The sequence below is a fragment of the Litoreibacter roseus genome, from assembly GCF_009811795.1.
In the GTDB taxonomy this organism is placed as follows: Bacteria; Pseudomonadota; Alphaproteobacteria; order Rhodobacterales; family Rhodobacteraceae; genus Litoreibacter; species Litoreibacter roseus.
In genome coordinates this window covers 1,303,342-1,323,537 of record NZ_BLJE01000001.1, presented here as the reverse complement: position 1 = coordinate 1,323,537, position 20,196 = coordinate 1,303,342, and the positions used below count along the sequence as shown (strand labels likewise).

General features: G+C 59.9%; 16 protein-coding genes. 10 read left to right on the top strand and 6 right to left on the bottom strand.

The window, feature by feature from the left end; genetic code table 11:
• Window positions 1-12: 12 nt before the first annotated feature.
• A complete protein-coding gene (locus tag KIN_RS06500; RefSeq protein WP_159805100.1) occupies window positions 13-993 on the bottom strand; it encodes a carbohydrate ABC transporter permease in 981 nt (326 codons plus the stop codon).
• A 96-nt stretch (window positions 994-1,089) separates the two neighbouring features.
• Entirely contained in the window at window positions 1,090-2,433 is a 1,344-nt protein-coding gene (locus KIN_RS06495) for an ABC transporter substrate-binding protein (RefSeq protein ID WP_159805099.1), read from the bottom strand.
• Window positions 2,434-2,700: 267 nt separating this feature from the next.
• On the opposite strand from KIN_RS06495, the gene KIN_RS06490 reads away from it, so the two are divergent.
• The 3 genes from KIN_RS06490 to KIN_RS06480 are packed head-to-tail and all read left to right on the top strand — an operon-like array spanning window position 2,701 to window position 6,018.
• Window positions 2,701-3,732 (top strand): LacI family DNA-binding transcriptional regulator, encoded by a 1,032-nt coding sequence (locus KIN_RS06490; protein WP_159805098.1) that lies wholly within the window; start codon window positions 2,701-2,703, stop codon window positions 3,730-3,732.
• 1 nt (window position 3,733) lies between these two features.
• Window positions 3,734-5,053 carry a GH1 family beta-glucosidase gene (locus KIN_RS06485; protein WP_159805097.1) on the top strand — a complete coding sequence of 440 codons (1,320 nt, stop codon included), beginning with the start codon at window positions 3,734-3,736 and terminating at the stop codon, window positions 5,051-5,053.
• The gene (locus KIN_RS06480; protein WP_159805096.1) at window positions 5,050-6,018 is read left to right on the top strand and encodes a glucokinase; all 969 of its coding nucleotides are present in this window, start codon (window positions 5,050-5,052) and stop codon (window positions 6,016-6,018) included. Before KIN_RS06485 ends, KIN_RS06480 begins: the two co-directional genes overlap by 4 nt.
• A gap of 77 nt (window positions 6,019-6,095) precedes the next feature.
• On the opposite strand, the gene ppk2 is transcribed toward KIN_RS06480, so the two are convergent.
• Entirely contained in the window at window positions 6,096-6,962 is an 867-nt protein-coding gene (gene ppk2 / locus KIN_RS06475) for a polyphosphate kinase 2 (protein ID WP_243144845.1), read from the bottom strand.
• A gap of 328 nt (window positions 6,963-7,290) precedes the next feature.
• On the opposite strand from ppk2, the gene KIN_RS06470 reads away from it, so the two are divergent.
• From KIN_RS06470 to KIN_RS06460, 3 genes are read left to right on the top strand one after another with little or no spacing between them, the layout of a single operon-like run.
• Entirely contained in the window at window positions 7,291-8,454 is a 1,164-nt protein-coding gene (locus KIN_RS06470; RefSeq protein WP_159805094.1) for a patatin-like phospholipase family protein, read from the top strand.
• Complete coding sequence (locus KIN_RS06465; protein ID WP_159805093.1) at window positions 8,451-10,673, top strand: gluzincin family metallopeptidase; 2,223 nt, start codon at window positions 8,451-8,453, stop codon at window positions 10,671-10,673. Before KIN_RS06470 ends, KIN_RS06465 begins: the two co-directional genes overlap by 4 nt.
• Window positions 10,670-12,250 carry a ComEC/Rec2 family competence protein gene (locus tag KIN_RS06460; protein ID WP_159805092.1) on the top strand — a complete coding sequence of 527 codons (1,581 nt, stop codon included), beginning with the start codon at window positions 10,670-10,672 and terminating at the stop codon, window positions 12,248-12,250. Before KIN_RS06465 ends, KIN_RS06460 begins: the two co-directional genes overlap by 4 nt.
• Here KIN_RS06460 and KIN_RS06455 read toward each other — a convergent pair.
• Window positions 12,241-13,395: an FAD-dependent monooxygenase gene (locus KIN_RS06455; protein ID WP_159805091.1), complete on the bottom strand. Its 1,155-nt coding sequence runs from the start codon at window positions 13,393-13,395 to the stop codon at window positions 12,241-12,243. The genes KIN_RS06460 and KIN_RS06455 overlap by 10 nt on opposite strands.
• Window positions 13,392-14,153: an SDR family NAD(P)-dependent oxidoreductase gene (locus KIN_RS06450; protein ID WP_159805090.1), complete on the bottom strand. Its 762-nt coding sequence runs from the start codon at window positions 14,151-14,153 to the stop codon at window positions 13,392-13,394. The genes KIN_RS06455 and KIN_RS06450 overlap by 4 nt, the downstream gene beginning before the upstream one ends.
• A gap of 78 nt (window positions 14,154-14,231) precedes the next feature.
• On the opposite strand from KIN_RS06450, the gene KIN_RS06445 reads away from it, so the two are divergent.
• Window positions 14,232-15,398, top strand: a complete 1,167-nt coding sequence (locus KIN_RS06445; RefSeq protein ID WP_159805089.1) for a winged helix-turn-helix domain-containing protein — start codon at window positions 14,232-14,234, stop codon at window positions 15,396-15,398.
• Here the strand turns inward: KIN_RS06445 and KIN_RS06440 are convergent.
• On the bottom strand, window positions 15,395-16,168 hold the full coding sequence (locus tag KIN_RS06440; RefSeq protein WP_159805088.1) for an ABC transporter permease: 774 nt from the start codon (window positions 16,166-16,168) through the stop codon (window positions 15,395-15,397). The two genes, KIN_RS06445 and KIN_RS06440, sit on opposite strands and share 4 nt — an antisense overlap.
• Before the next feature lie 97 nt (window positions 16,169-16,265).
• Here KIN_RS06440 and KIN_RS06435 point away from each other — a divergent pair, with 97 nt between their 5' ends.
• The 3 genes from KIN_RS06435 to KIN_RS06425 all read left to right on the top strand — a co-directional run bounded on the left by KIN_RS06435 (window position 16,266) and on the right by KIN_RS06425 (window position 20,149).
• A complete protein-coding gene (locus KIN_RS06435; RefSeq protein WP_159805087.1) occupies window positions 16,266-18,368 on the top strand; it encodes a 4Fe-4S binding protein in 2,103 nt (700 codons plus the stop codon).
• Window positions 18,365-19,252: an FAD:protein FMN transferase gene (locus KIN_RS06430; protein WP_159805086.1), complete on the top strand. Its 888-nt coding sequence runs from the start codon at window positions 18,365-18,367 to the stop codon at window positions 19,250-19,252. The genes KIN_RS06435 and KIN_RS06430 overlap by 4 nt, the downstream gene beginning before the upstream one ends.
• A gap of 120 nt (window positions 19,253-19,372) precedes the next feature.
• A complete protein-coding gene (locus KIN_RS06425) occupies window positions 19,373-20,149 on the top strand; it encodes a hypothetical protein (protein WP_159805085.1) in 777 nt (258 codons plus the stop codon).
• Window positions 20,150-20,196: the final 47 nt, after the last annotated feature.

Genomic DNA, 20,196 nt, shown 5'->3' with positions numbered 1-20,196 from the left:
AGTCGTCCTCCCTTAGCGCATTTCTGCGCGCGCTTGGCGGATGTTCCAGATCATCACAGGCAGCACGATGATCATGATCACGAAGGCCACGGCAGTCGCGCGCCCATCGTCGCGGAACATGTAGCTCATCATATAACTTGGCAGGATCTCTGTTCCGAAATTGCCGCCGGTCATGGTGTAGACGATGTCGAAGACCTTCAGCACAAGGATGGTGATCGTGGTCCAGACCACAACAATGGTGCCCATGATTTGCGGCACTTTGATCTTGAAGAAGATCTGAAACGGGTTGGCCCCGTCAATGATAGCGGCCTCCACGGTTTCTTCGGGGATGCCACGCAGGGCCGCCGACAGGATCACCATGGCAAAGCCCGTCTGGATCCAGACCAGAATGAACATCAGGAAGAAGTTGTTCCAGAAGCGCAATTGCAGGACGTCCAGCGGCTCCGACGCGCCGAAAAGATCGCGGATTGCGTTGATCAGGCCGATATCTGCATTGTTGGCGTAGACGAATTTCCAGATCAGCGAGGCCCCCACGAAAGAGATGGCCATGGGCATGAAGATCAGCGATTTCGCGATATTTCCCCAGCTGAGCCGGTCGGTGAGCTGTGCCACGAGCAACCCGAAGAAGGTGGAGGCGGCGGGGACGACCAGCACCCAGAGAAAGTTGTTGAAGAGCGCGGTCTGAAAGCCCGCGTCGCCGAACATCGTGGTGTAGTTGCCAAAGCCGATGAACTCGTCACCTGCGCGATTGTAGAGCGACCGCCAGAACGATCCGATGACCGGGTAGACCAGATAAAGGCCAAGGGCGAAGAGTGCGGGGAAGAGAAACAGCCAAGGACGAACGATGTTGGCGCGGTTGATGTTGCGGCCCGGATCAGTCTTCGTGGGCGGGAAAATCACTTTGTCGAGGATCAGGTTGGACGCGTAGAAGTATCCTACACATCCCCCCACACCGATCAGAATGGTGAGAACACCTTGCAGCAGCGGTGACATCACGAGCCCTCCCAGATTTTTGCGGCGCTTTGCCTTTTTGTTGAACCACGGCGCCTGTGCGCCGCGGTCGGTCTTTTCAGCAGGTCTTAGCCCGCCTTACTGGATCGTATCCCAACGGTCCTGAATGCCTTTGGCGACCTCGGCGGCATCCTTGCCGGTGGTGTAGTCTACCATACCTGTCCAGAACGCGCCTGCCCCAATCTCGCCGGGCATCAGGTCGGATCCGTCAAAGCGGAATGTGGTGGCGTTCAGAAGAACGTCACCGAGCGCTTTGTTGGTCGCGTTCGCATAGAGGTCCGTGTTCACGCCGGAATGAGGTGTCAGGAAGCCTGACAGCGCCATCCATGTTTCATGCGCAATGGGCGTCTGCAGGTATTCCATCAACGCGTTCGCACCATCGGACGGATTGGTGATCGCCCAAAGTGTCCCGGCCCCAAGGACGGGCTTGCCCAGATCCTTGCCCTCGTAGGCGGGGAAATAGAAGAAGTCGAATTCTGCATCTTCGGGGAAGAAGGTCGGGATGAAGGATGCCTGGCGGTGCATGTAGCATTTCGGCGGAATGTCGAAGAGGCCCGTAGGGCTGTCGCGGAAGTCGGTGTTGGCCACGGCGGATGCGCCGCCGTCCACATAGTCGTTGTTGCGGGCGAAGTAGCCATATTCCTCGATGGCGGCGACGACCTTGGGATCATCGAACTTCATCTCGTTGGAGACCCATGCATCGTAATCTTCGGGCGATTGCGTCCGCAGCATCATGTCTTCAACCCAGTCGGTCGCAGGCCAGCCTGTGGCCGCGCCGGAGCCCAGTCCAATGCACCACGGCGTGCCGCCTTCTTCGACGATCTGATCGGTCAGCGCCTTGAGCTCTTCCATAGTCTCCGGGATGTCGTAGCCCGCTTCGTCGAAGGCCTCGGGCGAGTACCAGACGAGGGATTTCACATCGACCTTATAGAAGAAGCCGTAGAGGTCCTCGGTACCATCCTGACCGGGATAGGTGCCCAGATCGACCCAGGACTGACCGGCAGCGTAATTGCTTTGCACCCAGTCGCCCGTGCCTTCTGGCAGCGGCGTCAGCAGCCCCTGGGAGGCAAGGTCGGCCGCAAGGCCCGGCTGTGGGAACACGGCGACGTTCGGTGCGGAGCCCGCGCGGGCGGAAATCACGATGTCCTGCTCAAAGCTGTCGGAGCCCGAGTAGTTCACGGTCGCCCCGGTGGCGCTTTCGAAATAGCTGAGCACTTGCGTGACGTTGTCATTGTCCAACCCGGTCCATGGTCCGGTGATCGTGATGGTCTGACCGCTCAGGTCATACTTCTCGGCAAACGCGTTGTAGCTGTCCCAGTTGAAGTCGCCCTCACCCACCGCGAAAGGCTGATGTCCATCCGCTTGCGCCATACCAGCAACAAGAGCCAGCGCAGCTGCGCCAGCGAAATAACGTCTTTTCATTATGTCCTCCCATTGCAGGATTTCCCGATCCTGCTTCGCTCTCTATGCTGCTTTGGAAAATTATCCAAAGCGATTTGGCTGTTAAACGGTGACCTAACGTCCAGTCCGTGTCAACAATGATCAAGTAAAAAGTGTAACCTGCCACAAAGCGTATGGAAATTGCGAAATCCCCCACCTTTGGATTTCCCCTTTGACGGCACGTCAATTGGTTTCTAAACCAGTGCGCAACTCGAAAGCGCGTCAAGCGCAACAGGGGCAGAATACGCCATGAATCTACGTCAACTTTCCGAAGTTCTTGGTCTGTCCCAGACCACCGTGAGCCGTGCGCTGAACGGCTACCCCGAAGTAAGCGAAAAAACGCGCGTACGCGTGCGTGAAGCCGCCGAGCGTCATAATTACCGTCCAAGTCTGCGCGCGACCAGCCTTGCCACGGGTCGCACCATGATGATCGGCCACGTCATTCCCCTGTCCGCGCGGGAGGAGATGGTAAACATCATCTTCACCGATTTTCTGGCGGGCGCTGGCGAGATTTACGCGCAGAACGGATATGCCATGCGGTTGTCCGTTGTCAGCGACGCGGATGAGGTGGAAATATACGAAGACATGAAGGCCAATGGTGTTGTCGACGGGGTGTTGCTGCATGCACCGTCCGAGAACGATCAGCGCATTCCCCTGCTGGACAGTCTTAAGCTGCCGTTCCTCGTCCATGGCCGCGCGACCGGCACCGAGACCCCCTACAGTTGGCTTGACGTCAACAACCGCCGGGCGATCCAGCGCGCCACGGAACATTTGCTGGAGCTGGGGCATCGCCGCATTGCCCTGCTCAACGGATTGGAAAGCTACGATTTCGCGATCCGGCGTCGGTCGGGCTATCTGGGCGCGCTTGAGGCCGCCTGGATCGCAGCCGATACCAGCTTGATGCGATCCAATGAGATGACAGAGCCGTTCGGCTACAAAGCCGGGGGCGAGATGCTCGATCAACCGAACCCGCCGACAGCCTTTATCGCGTCATCTTTTGTGATGGCGTTGGGCGTCCGGCGCGCCATCGAAGAGCGGGGGTTGATCATGGGCCGCGATGTCTCGGTGGTCTGTTTTGACGATGACATTTCCTATCTGCCGAACGGATCGGACAAGCCAATTTTCACGGCATTGAAATCGTCTGTTCGGGCGGCGGGGCGGCGTTGCGCCGAGCTTTTAATCGCCAAGATCAACGACGAAATGCCCGAGGAGCAGCACGAGCAGTGGGAGGCGGAACTTGTGATTGGACCTTCCACCGGTCCCGCGCCGTCTGAGTCCTGACATGAGCCTTGCCTTTCAACGCGCTGATTTTCCACCTGATTTCCTGTTTTCAGCCGCCACGTCCAGCTATCAGATTGAGGGCCACGGCTTTGGCGGGGCGGGTGCCACCCATTGGGATACGTTCGCCGCAACGCCGGGCAATGTCGTCCGGGCCGAGCGCGGCGCGTTGGCCTGCGATCACTATCACCGGTTTGAAGAGGATCTGGATCTCGCCGCCGCGATGAACCTTGATGCCTATCGGTTTTCCACATCCTGGGCGCGGGTTTTGCCGGAGGGGCGCGGCACGCCGAACGCTGAGGGGCTGGATTTCTACGATCGTCTGGTCGACGCGATGCTGGAACGTGGTCTTAAACCTCAGGCAACGCTCTACCATTGGGAGCTGCCCGTGCCGCTGGCCGATCTGGGCGGGTGGCGCAATCCCGACATCTCTCACTGGTTTGCGGATTTTGCCACTGTGATCATGTCGCGCATCGGGGATCGGGTTTATTCCGCCGCCCCGATCAATGAGCCTTGGTGTGTGGGCTGGCTGTCGCATTTTCTGGGTCATCACGCGCCGGGTGTTCGCGATATCCGTGCCACCGCTCATGCGATGCACCACGTGATGACGGGCCATGGTCGGGCGATTGCCGCGATGCGCGCCTTGGGTGTGAAAAACCTTGGCGCCGTATGCAATTTCGAGTTTGCCCATGCGGCCAACAATACCCGCGAAGCACGAGAGGCCGCGCGGCTTTATGACGGGTATTACAACCGCTTCTTTCTGGGAGGTCTGTTCAAAGGGGCCTACCCCGACGATGTCATGGCGGGCCTTGAGTCGCATATGCCGCGGGGGTGGCAGGATGAGTTCGATGTTATCCAAGCGCCGCTCGACTGGCTTGGGCTGAACTATTACACCTGCAAACGGATTGCGCCGACATCAGGCCCATGGCCCGCTCATGAGGAAGTGCCGGGCCCCCTGCCCACCACGCAGATGGAGTGGGAGATCTACCCGGACGGCCTCTATCATTTTCTGACATGGACGCATGAGACCTACACTAAGGGTCTGCCGCTTTATGTCACTGAATCCGGGATGGCCAATGACGACCGCCCGGGCATCCCAGACACGGCGCGCACAGACTATATCGAGGCCCACGTGGCGGCCGCGAAGCGCGCGATGGAGACGGGCGTGCCACTCAAGGGCTTTACCTTCTGGTCGCTTCTGGACAATTACGAGTGGGCGCTTGGATACGAAAAGCGGTTTGGTCTGATCCATGTCGATTTCGAAACCCTGACGCGCACACCCAAAGCCTCGTACCACGCGCTACAGAAAGCCCTCGCCCGATGAGCCTGCCTGACAACACATACTCCCTCGTGGCCGATATCGGCGGGACGAACACCCGTGTGGCTCTGGCCGACGGTCGCCAATTGTTGACCGAGACCGTGACGCGTTATCGCAATGCCGAATTTCCCGGGCTTGAGACGGTACTGCGCAAGTTTCTCGCCGATCACGACGATGTGGATTGCAAGGGGGCCTGCGTGGCCATTGCAGGCCCCGTGAAGGATGGTCGCGGCGAGTTGACCAACCTCAATTGGGAGATCGACGAGACCACGATCTCGCGCGCCGCCAAGGCCGATAACGTGCGTCTTCTCAACGATTTACAGGCCCAAGGTCATTCTATTGGGCATCTCGCCCATGGGTCTGTCACGCAGCTTCTGGAAGGTCATGACAGCCCGCCTGAGGCAACCAAGCTGGTGATCGGCGTGGGCACGGGCTTCAACATCGCCCCGGTGTTCGAGACACCTGCGGGGCGGCTGGTGACGCCGTCAGAATCCGGTCATGCCAACCTGCCGATCCGGTCCGAAGCGGAGTTGCGGCTCATTCGGTATTTCGAAACGGCCCATGGATTTCCCGCGGTCGAGGACATGCTGTCGGGCCGCGGGCTGGAGCGGGTGTATACTTGGCTTTGCACCGAAGGCGGCGCCCCGGCCGAGAAAAACGCGCAGACGATCGTGGCCGATTTCGAATCCGGAAGTGATCCCCGGGCGGTCGAAGCGGCCCGCATGTTTGTGCGGATGCTAGGCACGGTTGCGGGCAACCTGACGCTGATCCAGTTGCCGTTCGGTGGGGTCTATTTTGCGGGCGGCGTGGCCCGGGCGTTCACGCCGCATTTCGCAAGTCTTGGCTTCGCGGAGGCGTTCCGCGACAAGGGGCGGTTCTCGGGGTTTATGCAGAACTTCTCGGTCCACGTGATCGAGGACGACTACGCCGCCCTCACCGGCTGCGCGACCTGTTTGATGTCGGGAACCTAGCCGGTCCGCGCGGGACAAAGAACGTATCGACGGCGTTTTTAGTAAGCCGCCTGCCACGGATCAGCGACATCCAGGTGTCAGGATCTGCGTGTCTTCGGATGTAGGGACGCGGCTAAGATATGATCGGAATTGTGCACGACGCTTCCTGCGTGATGGACGATCTTCGAATCGAAAGGCGTCGCCACGGTCTCGTCTTTGTCGTCATAATCCAGTTGCGACAGAAAATGCTTCATGCAGTTCAGCCGGGCACGTTTCTTATCGTTGGAGCGGATGACGGTCCATGGGGCATCAGCGGTGTCGGTGTAGAAAAACATCGCCTCCTTGGCCTCGGTGTAGTCGTCCCATTTGCTGAGACTCGCGCGGTCAACCGGCGACAGCTTCCACCGTTTCAAAGGATCCGTTTCGCGAGACTCAAAGCGACGCTTCTGTTCTTCCTGTGTCACCGAAAACCAGTACTTGAACAACTTGATCCCACTGCGCACCAGCATGCGTTCAAATTCCGGCGTTTGCCGCATGAATTCCAGATAGTCCTGAGGCTGGCAAAAGTTCATGACGCGCTCGACGCCCGCGCGATTGTACCAGGATCTGTCATAGAGAACGATCTCGCCCGAGGTCGGCAGATGCTTCACATATCGCTGGAAAAACCACTGGCCGCGCTCTTCGTCGGTTGGCTTGTTCAGGGCCACGACACGCGCACTGCGGGGGTTGAGATGCTCCATGAAGCGCTTGATGGTGCCGCCCTTGCCAGCCGCGTCGCGCCCTTCAAACAAAAGAACGAATTTCTGGCCGGTTTCCTGAACCCAATGCTGCACCTTCAGCAATTCAACCTGAAGCTCAGCCTTTTCCTTCTCGTAAACTTCCCGGCTTACGCGTTCGGCATAGGGGTACTCCCCGCGCTCAAATCCGATGATGGCATCCGTGCGTTTGGGCAATTGCTCTGGCATCTCGATCGTCTTTGTTTTCGACATATCCGCACTCCTGAAGGTTTTCCGAATGCTGTCGGAAAACTTTACGACCCGCTTTGATCTGAGTCATCAACACAATGCCTCGTGGGGCGATGCAATTCTCGCGCGGCATCTCGTTGAAGGACCCGGAATCGCGCCCGGAACTTGTGCAAAATACGCCGGAGACGACGGAACACAGCCGAGGGATACCGACCCAGGTGACCGGTGTTTGCCCGGACGTTGCGAAAAAAAACTCGCCAAATCACCCGATTTTCGGTTAACGTAGCGCCAGTATATTTTTACAAGTTTCATTTTTTCGAGAGTTTTTATGCTTGATGATTTCCCATCCGCATCGTCGGAATCCGGCTACTTTAAATCGTCGGAACTGTCCCCGAAATATGATCCAACTGCCATCGGTCTTGCCTTTTCCGGCGGCGGATATCGGGCCACGCTGTTTCACGCGGGCGCCCTGCTGCGGTTGAATGAGCTTGGTATTCTGGGGCGTGCGCAGCGGATCACGTCTGTGTCCGGCGGGTCCATCGCAACAGGCATCCTTGCGATGAATTGGGACCTGATGAGCTGGGACAGCGGTCGCGCATCTCATGACCAGATGATCGACCATTTCATCAAGCCGGTTCTGGCGGCAACCTCGACCTCTGTCGATATCATGACCACGCTGAAGGGTCTGATCCCTGGCATCTCGGGCGGCAATGCACTGGCCCGCGCCTATGACCGGCATATCTTCCACGATCGCAAACTCAGCACGATCACCAAGAAAACCCGTTTCATTTTTTGTGCCATGAACCTGCAGACCGGCGGGCTGACCCGGTTCAACCACCATTACGTCGCAGATTGGCGGGCGTTTCGGTCGACGACAAAGACCATCAAGCTCAGCACAGCGGTCGCGGCGTCCTCGGCGTTTCCGCCGATATTGGCGCCGGTACGGCTTGATTTGAGTGGGGAGGATGTCAGTTGTCCGGCCGGTGCGCGCTACACAGATCCTGCGCTGCAAACCGCGCCGGTTCTGGTTGACGGCGGAACCTATGACAATATCGGGCTGGAGCCGATCTGGAAGCGGTGCGGGATTCTGATCGCGGCCAATGCGGGGCAGAACATTCCATCACTTCACAAGCAGTTCCAGTGGTGGCCGGGTATGATGATGCGGATCATTAACAGCTTTCTGGATGTGTCGGTCGATTGGCGGGAACGCAGCTTGATCAATCTCTACCGCAATATGCTTCGGGATGGCCTGCCCGAGCGGCGTGGGGCCTATTGGTCCATCGCAACGGATCCCGATGATCTGGAGTGGACCGGCTATAAGGCCTCGGACGCGATGCTGCAGATCGCGCGTGACATGGACACCCGTCTCAAGCGGTTCGAACCCGAGGTCCAGCGCGCGGCCATTCTGGCGGGATACTCCTATGCCGACGGCACCGTAAGAAAATACCTGATGCCCAACGCGCCCGCCCCGAGTGAGCCAGTCTTGCCATGACCGAAGCACCCTATCTGGGAACCAAGCGTCCCCGACGTCTGCGGGTATTTGCGTTTGATCCGACGGCAGGTCGAGATTTCAAGAACCGCGCCGCGCGGTATGTGACGATCTCCCTGCCCCATGATCTGGACCCCGATGACCGGGTCGCGCCAAAACTGGGACCAAGCGGCGAATATCTGGAGGTCATTGATTATGACCCCGCGAGCCGCGTGTTCTACGCACCCATCGACCTGAACGCAGATGCGGTCCAGTTCGATGATGGGCTGCCGCCCTCGCCAGAGAACCCGAAGTTTCACCAGCAGATGGTGTATGCGGTTGCCATGAACACAATCGCGGTGTTCGAAGAGGCGTTGGGACGGCGTTTACACTGGGCGCCGGTGTCGAAGAAATCGGAAGACGGGCTCTGGGAAGAGCAGTTCGTGCAACGGCTGCGGATCTATCCCCATGCCCTGCGCGAGGCAAACGCGTTCTACAACCCGGACAAGAAGGCGCTGCTGTTTGGCTACTTCACGGCGGATGCAGAGAGCGCAGGCGCGCCGCCCGGCACGACCGTGTTTACCTGCCTGAGCCATGACATCGTTGTTCACGAGACAGTCCACGCGATCCTTGATGGGCTTCATCCGCGGTTTGCCGAAAACTCCGGCCCCGACATGCGTGCCTTGCACGAAGCCTTCGCCGATATCATCGCACTGTTTCAGCTCTTCTCCTTTCCCGAGGTGCTGGAGGATCAGATTGCAAAGACCCGTGGCGATCTGGGGAAGCAAAGCATTCTTGGCCAATTGGCGCAGGAGTTCGGGCTGAGCGTGGGGCGGGGCCATGCGCTTCGGGATTTTCTGGGTCAGATGGACCGCGGCGAATGGACTTTGCGCGCGCCCGACAAGCTGGCCCTGGACGGAGCGGAAGGCCCGCATGCACGGGGTGCCGTTCTGGTTGCGGCGGTATTTCGGGCGTTCCTGACGATCTACAAGACGCGGGTCAGCGACCTCTTCCGCATCGCCTCCAACGGCTCGGGCATTCTGCGGTCGGGCGAAATCGACCCCGACCTGAAAAAACGTCTTGCCGCTGAGGCTGCCCAATGCGCCCGCCGGGTCATGAGGATCTGCATCCGGGCGATGGATTACGTGCCGCCGGTGAATGTCAGCTTTGGCGATTACTTTCGCGCGATCATCACCGCCGACCGGGATCTGTTTCCCGAGGACAAGCAAGGCTACCGCGACGCGTTTATCGAGGCGTTCACCGCATGGGGAATTGTCCCGGCGGGAATGCCTATCCTGTCGGAACCTGCGCTGTGCTGGCCGGACATCCAGACCGCAGACCGGGATCGGCAGGCTTCGCGCGCGGATGCAATCCGGTCGGTGGACCTTGACGAGGTGAGCGGCCATATTGGCATGTTGATGAGCAACCCGCGTCTGGTTCTGGAAGAACTGTGCCGCCAGATGCGCGATGACGCCGGTCTGCCCTTCGCGCGCAAGCGTCAGTTGAAACTGTTGTTCCGGCAGACGAACGACGATCTGAAACAGGCCGCGCGGGCGATGCGGACGCGGCTGATGGCGCTCGCCACGCAGCGCAAGGATACGGCCAGCACGGTCGATGCCCTGAGCAAGACGCAGATGTTTCAGACCAACGTTCTGGACATCGGCGCGACCCTGCCGCGCTGCGTGCAGTTTCATGTGATGAACCACTACAAGCGGTTGCTCTGGTTCCTCCTGACGCGGGAGGAATCGACGCCGTTTGCGCAGCTTATCGGCATTGAGTTCGACAAGACGGCGCCGCTCACAGTGCTTAGATCGACCTACACCGACCTTCCATCCCTGCATGTTCACGCGGTACGGATCGCGACGCGGATGGGCCAGCGGGGGCAATTGGATCAGGAATATGTCATCGAACTGATCCAGAGCCGTCATGGCTTTCTGGACCCTGCGGATCAGGCGGCGGCTGATGCCGGTGAACTGCCCTGCGACGGGAGCGATTTCATCTACCGCGCGGGAACGACCTTTCTGATCGACACGCGCACCTACAAGATCAGGCGGTTGATCCGCACGCCGTTCACGATCTCTGATGACCGTGGCGTGGACCGGCAGCGCGCCCATCTCAGGCGGATCGATCAGGCGCACCAGACCGCGTTTTTCGGCGGACATGACGCTGGCTCGGCTCAGGCGTTCACAGATTTGCACCGCCATACCCAAAGCGCGGGCGATGGCACGGGATGGCCCGCATGACCGATCGATTGAGCCCACCCGAAAGCGGCGTCCTGATCCGCATGTATCGGCAAGGGCACGGAGATTGCTTTTTGCTGACCTTCCGGCGGGCGCCTGAAGATGACCGCCCGTTTCATATGCTGCTTGACTGCGGCATGAAGGCCGGATCAGGTATCGCGGACGGTCCGACCATGGACGGGGTTCTGCGCGACATTCACGCGGCAACGGGCGGCGTTCTGGATGTGGTCGTTGTGACCCACGAGCATGAAGACCACGTGAGCGGATTTCCCAAACGGGGCGACGAGGATCATCCGTTCGCGACCTTCACGGTGAAAGAGTTGTGGCTGGCCTGGACAGAAGATCCGGACGATGACGACGCCAATGATCTGCGCGACAGTTTCGGGGATCAGTTACTGACCCTTGCGCTGGCCCATGACAGGTTATCGCATCAAAGCGGGGTCACGCACAGCGCTGATGTGATTGCTGACTTTCTGGAAAGCGAAACCGGCAGTCGCGACGGCGCAGAAATTCTGAAACAGGCTGTGGACGCACCCTCAGACGACGCGATGGAAAATTTCGGTCTCGCTCTGAACGCGCGGCGCAAAATCCGGGGGTTTCGCTACAAGACGCGGCTGCAATATCTGCGCAACATGCCCGGCGTGCGCATCAAGTATCTGTCTCCCGGCGATGGGCCGATCCCGCTGCCCGGCGTCGAGAATGTGCGGCTCTACCCTTTTGGCCCGCCCCGCGATCCGCATCTGTTGACGCGGTTGAATCCGTTCCGGCGGGAGGAGTTTCACACAAGCCCTGCGTTTGCGGCGGGGTCCGACGGCAGTGCGCTGTTCGCGGCTTTCAGCGGGGCGGTCTTGAAGCGTCATGACAGCCCCTTTGCACCGCGGTTTTCCATTGACGAGGCGCAAATTCTCGAAGGTAAGATCGACCGCAACGATCTGGGCGAAGCGTATTTGGCGCGCACCTACCGGACGGACGGCGAGCAAGATCGCAAGATTGACGACATCTCGGCGGACGATGCCGAAAACCTCGCATTACGGTTGAACTCAGAGGTCAACAACACGTCGCTGGTTCTGCTGTTCGAACTCATGGGCAGCGGCCAGACACTTTTGTTTACAGGGGATGCGCAAGCAGGCAGTTGGCGCAGTTGGGCGGATTTGAAATGGCTTGTGGATGGCGTCTCGCAGACGGCGCTCGATCTTTTGGGACGGTGCACCTTCTACAAAGTCGGCCACCACGGATCTCACAATGCCACGCTGAACGGCACGCCGCAAAGTGATCATCCGAACCTGTCTTGGTTGGCCCGTGGCCCCTATGCCAAGCACTTCACAGCCATGATTCCGTCGAACGAGGTGTGGGCCAGCACAGTGCGACCCTTTCCGTGGCGCCATCCGCTGAAAGCCATTGACCGGGCGCTTCGCCACAAGGCGTCAGGCCGGATCATCACGCTGAACGGTATACTGCCCGACGGGCCGCGCGCTGCGCAGGAAGAGGCCACGTTCGATAAATTCCGGCAGCGATGCAGCCCGCCCGAGGAAAAGATGTTCCGGCAGCTTTGGGTGCCCGATAGCCTGGATCATGGCTGAAGAGACAGTGGGTCATGGCCGTAAATCCAGTCCTGCTTGGATTGCAAGACACCGGGTGCAGCCCGCCCTGCGACCCAGAATGGCACCAGCGCCGGACCGCTTTTGTGAAACATCCGCAGGTTTTGCGCCGACCGCGCCTGAATAGCGCTGACCCGGTCGATGCGACGGGCATGGTACGCCTCAAGCGCCGGACGGGTTCGGGTTTTGCGCAAAGACAGGGCAAGACAAGCGGCGTCCTCTAACGCTTGAACAGCACCTTGAGCCATGGATGGCAGCATCGGATGGGCTGCGTCGCCCACCAACGTGACGACACCGTCTGACCATTTCGGTGAAGGTGGGCGGTCGAACAGCGCCCATCGAAACGGCGCATCCGCCGCTTTGATGATCTCTTGCAACGGGGGCGCCCAATTTCCAAAATCTGCTTTTAACACGTCGGGATCGCCGGGGATCGACCATCCCTCTTCCGTCCAATCCTCCTGCTCGACAATGCCCACGAAGTTCACCATCTGGCCACTGCGGATCCGGGTTGTCACAGCGTGCCGCTTGTGCCCCGCCCAGATCGCACCCTCGGGCGGCGGCGGATCGGAGAGCGTATCGACATCGACTGTCAGACGCCATGCAACATTGCCGGTGAACCGCGCAGGATCGGCACCCAGCATCTGATCCCGGATCACCGACCTGACGCCATCGGCCCCGATGACCAGATCGCCGTCAAAGTCCTGCGTGTCCGTGAAAACGACGCCATCCGACCGGTAGCTGCGGACATCCAATCCGGTTTTCAGAGTGACGCCAAGGGACTGCCCGGCCCGGAGCAGCGCGTCATGCAGATCCGCGCGGTGGACCTGCATGAACGGCGCGCCCCACCGCTCGGTTGCTGTGTCTTTCATCGGCAAGCGGAAAAGAACGCGGCCGGTCTTCCCCGATCTCAGCGTGATTGCCTCGGGCTCGAAAAACGCGGGACGCAAACTGTCTGTCACACCAAGCCAGTCAAGAACACGCATACCATTGGGGCTGATCTGCAGCCCCGCGCCCACCTCGCCCAGACTGGGTGCCCTTTCGAGAACATCAACCTGCCAGCCGTCCTGCGCCAGGGCGAGCGCAGCGGCCAGACCGCCGATCCCCGCGCCAACAACAATGGCCTTCATGGCAGGCGGATGCCGCCGTCGATGCGGATCGATGTTCCGTTGAGGTATGGGCTTTCGATGATGAAGCGGACCATCTTGCCAAACTCCTCCGGCCGGCCAAGACGTTTTGGGAACAGCGGTTGGGAGGCCAACGCCTCTTGCGCGGCGTCCGGCAAACCCGCGAGCATCGGTGTCATGAAGAGCCCCGGTGCAATGGCCATGACCCGGATGCCCAGATCCCCCATGTCACGGGCCATGGGCAGCGTCAGGGCCGCGACGCCGCCTTTTGACGCCGCATAGGCAGGCTGCCCCCGCTGACCTTCGAACGCAGCGATGGAGGCGGTGTGGATGATCACGCCCCGCTCGCCCTCATCGTTGGGTGTGTTCGAGGCAATCGCCTCTGCCGCCAAACGGGCCACGTTGAAGCTGCCCACCAGATTGATGTCGATGGTGCGCTGGAACATGCCCAGATCGTGCGCACCGTCCTTGCCGACGGTCTTGGAGGCCAGCGCAATGCCAGCGCAATTCACCACGGCTGTGATCTTGCCGAACTTTGACAGCGCTGCATCCCGCGCCGCGGTGACAGAGGCCTCATCGGTGACGTTGGTTTCGACAAAAATGGCAGCGTCGCCCAGATTTGCCACTGTTTCACGCCCACGGTCCCCATCGAGATCCAGAAGTGCCACCTTTCCGCCGCCTGCGATGATCGCTTCGGCACTTGCCGCCCCCAGCCCCGAGGCCGCACCGGTCACCAAAGCCACTGTGTCATTCAGATCCATACCGCACCTCCCGCTTTCGGGTCAGGTTCTAGCACGTTCCGGGTGGCGCACCAGTGCAGCGTGGTGCAGAATTTGGCCATGGATCTCAGCAACAGACAAGCTCGACATATCTTTCTGGATCGCCACGGGTTGGGACGGACCCGACCGGATGACCTGAAGGGCGTGATCGACCAGATCGGCTTTGTGCAGGTCGACAGCATCAACACCGTTGCCCGTGCCCACCATATGATCCTGCATGCCCGTCAGCAGACGTATCGCGCGTCGCATCTGGCGCGGTTGGCAGAGCGGGACAGGATGTTGTTTGAGCATTGGACCCACGATGCCAGCATTCTGCCGATGGCGCATTTCCCCTATTGGCGGCTAAAGTTTGCGCGGGATGCCGAAAGCCTGAGGTCCCGATGGGCCAAGGATCGCCGCGCGGGGTTCGAAGCGCTCTTTGATACGGTACTGGAGCAAATTGCCAAGACAGGTCCCTGCGGTTCCAGCGATGTCGGTCAGGATGAGGTCAAAGGTTCGGGTGGTTGGTGGGATTGGCATCCGTCCAAGACGGCGCTGGAATATCTCTGGCGCGCAGGAGAACTGACGGTCACGCGGCGCGAAGGATTTCGAAAGATTTATGATCTGACCGAAAACGTGATCCCGCCGGAGTATCTCAACGCCCGACCCCACGAAGAGGAAACGATCGAGTGGGCCTGCGCCGCCGCCTTGGACCGGTTGGGCTTTGCCACATCGGGCGAGATCGCGGCGTTCTGGGATCTTGTCACGCCCGCAGAGGCAAAGGCTTGGTGCGACGCGGCCAAGCGCAGCGGCCAGATCGCAGAAATCGCCGTTGAGACCGCGGACGGCAGCACACGGATGTCCTACGCGACACCGGGTTTGACGCCCGCCGCGCCGCCCTCAGACCGGGTGCGGGTGTTGTCGCCCTTTGATCCCGCACTGCGCGATCGCAAACGGGCGGAGCGGCTGTTTGGCTTTCACTACCGCATTGAGGTGTTCGTCCCCGAAGCCAAGCGCCGCTATGGCTACTATGTCTTTCCTCTGCTTGAAGGGGACAACCTGATCGGACGGATCGATATGAAATGTGACCGCAAATCTGGTACGATGGTAGTCCGTAAATACTGGGCGGAGGCCAAGCGCCCGCTGACGCGAACCCGACGCGCAAAAGTCGTGACCGCGCTTGAGAACACCGCCAGGTTTGCAGGGTCCACGAAGATAGACTTCACGCCCGGCTGGGATGCCGATTAGCCACCCACGCGGCGCCAACGGGTCACACGCGCCTCCCAAGTCTGGACCAGCATGTATTCGATCAGCAGCATGATCGCCACGAAGCTTAGGGCGTAGGCCAGAACATATCCGGTCTCGAACAGCTGGAAATAGAGGTGGATCTGGAAGCCAACACCGTTGCCTCGACCAAGAAATTCCACGACCAGAACAATCTTCCAGATGATGGCGAGGCCGTTGCGGGTGCTGGATGCGATATAGGGCCAAAGCTGGGGTAAGATGATATGGCGCAGCCGGGCCACTGCCGTCATCCTGTAGCTGCGGGCCATGTCGCTGATCGCGCGGTCCATGGCCCAGACGCCCTCCCGAATGGTGACGGCAACCATGGCGGTCTTGTTGACTGCCACCGCGGTGATGGCTGCGACCTCATTCAGTCCGATCCAGAGATAGCAGAGCACGATCACGACCAGTGCGGGGATGTTCAGAAACACGACCACCCATGGGCCGAGCCACCGGTTCGCTGCGGGTGATCGCCCGAGGGCAACGCCCAACGCAAGGCCCAGCCCCATCGCAATGGCGAAAGCCAAAATGACCCGGCTGAGCGTTGCGGAGATGTGGAGCCACAGATCGCCCGATGCCGCCTCACGAACCATGATCTGAAGGACAGCCCACGGGGTGGGCAGAACGCTTGGGTCTGATGTCAGCCACGCGGCACAAATCCACACCAAAACCAGCCCTGCAAGAGAGATCAGGATGGTGAGTCCCGAAAGCCTGTCTGTCGCTGTGTTCCCCATTGCCTGACAATACATCCTGCAAGGCGGTGCGCGAGGCAAAATCCCTTCGACCTTTGTCCAATAGGGTCGGTCTCGTACCATCCCTAACCTCACTCCAATGGGAGGACACTGGATCATTCGCGCACTCGTCGCGCTGTGTTGTTCGGTATGGGCCACGCTCGTCCCGGCCGAGCCGCTTGGGCGTGAGGACCTTGCCCCCCTGATCGTTCCGCCGATGTCCCTTGGGGAGCCTGTAAATGACAAGGGTGTCTGGCAACTTCTGAACTCTGGCGGTGCCGAAGCGGGCTATGTCTTCGAGACCGAACCCATGGCCCCCCTGCCCGGTTTTTCGGGCGCGCCGATCAATATTCTGGTGGTCCTTGACTTGGACGGGCGGTTTCTGGACGTGCAGCTTTTGTCCCATAACGAGCCGATCTTTGTGTCAGGTCTGGGTCAGGCGCCTTTTCATAAGTTCTTCGAGCAGTATCGCGGACATTCGATCAGCGACAGCCTTGTGGTGGGGTCCCCCTATGGCTCGGGCTCAGATGGGTCCGCGCTGGTGTATCTGGATGGCGTGACCAAGGCCACGGCGTCCGTGCGGATCGCCCATGAAAGCTTGCTGGCCGCCGCCCTTCAGGTCGCGCGCGAAAAGATGAACGGAATCTCGACCGGGCCGCCAGCGTTTCCAAACCGCGAGTATGTGGAAGATCTGACATGGGACGAGATCGTGGAGACGGGCCTGGCCAAGAACAAAGTCTTCACGAACGGCGCGGTCGACGCCGAGTTTGAGGGCACTTTGTGGGAAGATGACGACCCCGAGGCGCAGGATGATCCGGATGCACCCTATCTTGATCTCTGGATCATCGACCTGGGCCCATCCTCCATCGCGCGGGCCGTGTTGTCCGAGGACAGCTATGACGAGCTGCAAGAGTTCATGTCGATCTCAACCAGCGATGAGCCGATCCTCGTGATAGATGCCGGGCGGCACGGTCTGGTCTCGGAGGAGTTCGTGCGCAACACCTCGCCTGACTGGTTGAGCGCCGAGCAAGGCGGGTTTCCCGTGGCCCTGCGTGATGCGGATATCTTTGTGGAACTGCACGAGGCTCTGCCCGACGCCCTGCACGATGCGGTCGATTTCGGCGCGGCCATGATCCTGCGCACGGATCGGCGGTTGGGCTTTGATCCGACCGCGGACTGGACGTTAAACGTGAAGGCCATTCGGGAACATGGCGTGTTTCAGCCCGAGATCGGCTCGGTCACACTTGCGGCGACCCATAAGACGGACGAGCGGTTCTTCACCCGCCCCGAGGTGCACACCCCCGTTCCGGCCTGGCTGGAGGCCTTACGCGGACGTGCGCCCGATCTCATCGTCCTGTCGCTCTTCTTGGTGGCGCTGCTTCTCCTTTTGGGCGGGAACCTGAACCGGCTTGCAGGCCACCGGCATTTCACGCCAATCCGTCTGTCGATCCTCGCCTTCATGACCGTTTTCGTGGGTTGGTGGGGTCAGGGGCAATTGTCCATCGTGACGCCGCTGGCCGTGATCCGCACCGCATGGGAGGGCGGCAGCTACGCGTTCCTGCTGTACGATCCATTTTCGCTTCTGGTCTGGGCCGTGACCATCATCGGCTTTGTCGCCTGGGGCCGTGGCCTCTTCTGTGGGTGGCTCTGCCCCTTCGGCGCGTTGCAGGAGTTCGCCCACCATATTGCACGCGTGCTGCGCATCCCTCAGATCGAGCCGTCGGCGGCATGGGATGATCGCCTGAAATGGATCAAGTACGCCGTCCTCGTAGCCTTGATCGCCACGGTGTTCATTGCCCCCGGTAGGGTAGACAAGGCCGTCGAGGTGGAGCCTTTCAAGACCGCGATCACCACGTTCTTCCTTCGCGAATGGTATTACGTCGCCTACGCTGCGGGGCTGCTGCTGCTGTCAATGGTGCTGTTCAAAGGGTTCTGTCGCTATGTCTGTCCCTTGGGGGCCGTGATGGCCGTCGGTGGGCTGGTGCGCGGGCGGGACTGGATCGACCGGCGCGACGCCTGTGGAAGCCCGTGCCAGCTGTGCAAGGTCAAATGCGCCTACGGGGCGATCAAGAAATCCGGACAGATCGACTATTCCGAATGTTTCCAGTGCCTTGACTGCGTGACCATTCATGACGATCCCGACCAATGCGTGCCACTGATCCTAGCCGCGCGCCGCGAAAAACGGAGCATCGCTGCAGAATGACTGTCACCCGTCGCCGCGCCCTGATGATTGCCGCCGCCTTTGCGTCAACGCCACTGGCCGCCCGGACGCCGTCGCGACCGCACACCTGGACCGGGCGCGCGTTTGGCGCCGAAGCCCAGATTACGCTGAGTGGCCCAAGCGAGCGTGTCGAGCGGGCCTTCGCTGAAATTCAGACGCTTCTGGGGGAGGTCGAGGGCGCTTTGTCGCTCTATCAACCCTCGGAATTGACACGTTTGAACGCCACAGGATTGTTGGACGCACCTTCCAGACATATGCGGGCCATCCTCGCCGCCACAGACATCGCCTATCGCCAGACCAATGGCCTGTTCGACCCCACGGTCCAGCCCTTATGGCGCGCCTTGGCCACGGGCGGGGACGCAGATGCTGCGCGCATCTTGGTCGGCTGGGACCGGGTCCGCCACACCGCAGCGCAGGTGAACTTGGATGCAGGACAGGCCCTGACCTTCAATGGCATCGCGCAAGGCTACGCCACGGATGCGGCCACAGCCATTCTGCGCGGTCAGGGGTTCGAAAGCTGTCTGGTAAATATCGGTGAGTATCGCGCGATCGGCGGTCCCTTCCAGCTGGGTTTCAGCGATCCGGCGGCGGGTCATATCGGCACACGGACCGTAACCGACCACGCTATCGCCACCTCCAGCCCGACAGCCCTGCATCTGGGACCGGCGCATCACATCTTGAGTCCAACGGGCTTGGCACCTCACTGGTCCACGGTCACCGTAGAGGCCGACACAGCCACAACCGCCGACGCCCTGTCCACGGCCCTAACCCTTGCGTCTGCCGATATCATCGCGGAGTTGCGAAATGTCAGAGGAATATCGCGGGTAACATTGGTTGGTTTTGATGGGGATGTATCGACGATCTGAGGTAAGAATTGCGTGCATTCGGTCGTCGTTCGCCAAGGTGCCTCTGACCTGTCACAAAACGACCAGATTTTCACGATTCATGAAGATTTCCTATAAAACCGACGGCTCCAACTCTTTCGATTGATCGATGCATTCACAGGCGAAGGGCGCAGCATATTGGATATACACCCCATCATATGGCTCGCGATCGCGCTTCTGATTGTACGAGAAGTCGGGGATAAGTTGAATCGGTGGCGCAAGCGACATCCGCCACGCAAAGTTGATGAGATGGCGCTTAATGCAGGTATTGTTGAAAATACTGCTCCAGATCCAACCCCGGAGCGACTGAAGATCCAAGAAAATGGCTTTGAAAACGGGGTAGAAGTGCGCTGGTACCGCAAGAGCGCCGCGGACGGAGGCTCAACCCATATTCCTGTGGATGAGCTTATTCCCTTTCTCGAGAAACACAGGGACTATGCTCTTTGGTATCAAGTCGTTCGTCACGACTTCGCAGGCGGGGTTCACGAGTGGATTGTCTCACAACCCGATTGCCCCAACGCGGTCGCAGCGGCCTTCATTGACGCGGTCGGCGGCGCAGATCTATATGGACTGACTAGCAGGCCAAGCCATAGCAACCACATCTACCGGGCCGCTGAAATTGTGTCCCGCAGGGATATGGCAGACGGTTTCCCTTCAGATACAATGCGTGACCCGGAGCCGGGGGAGCCCGGCTTCTTTTTCAACTTCGAAAGGCTAGATCGCAAAGCCTTGTTGGAACAATGTGAAGCGGCCGCCCATGCCCAACTGGCCTTGGGGAAGACCCCTATTTACGCGGTTCCCAAAAATCTACTTTCCAAAACGCCAACCGGGCCACGCCTCAGAACTGAATACAGCGTGGATGATACTGGAATAAGCTAGCGAACTCTCAGCCAACGCACAGTAAGCCTTTGTGATGCCGGCAATTT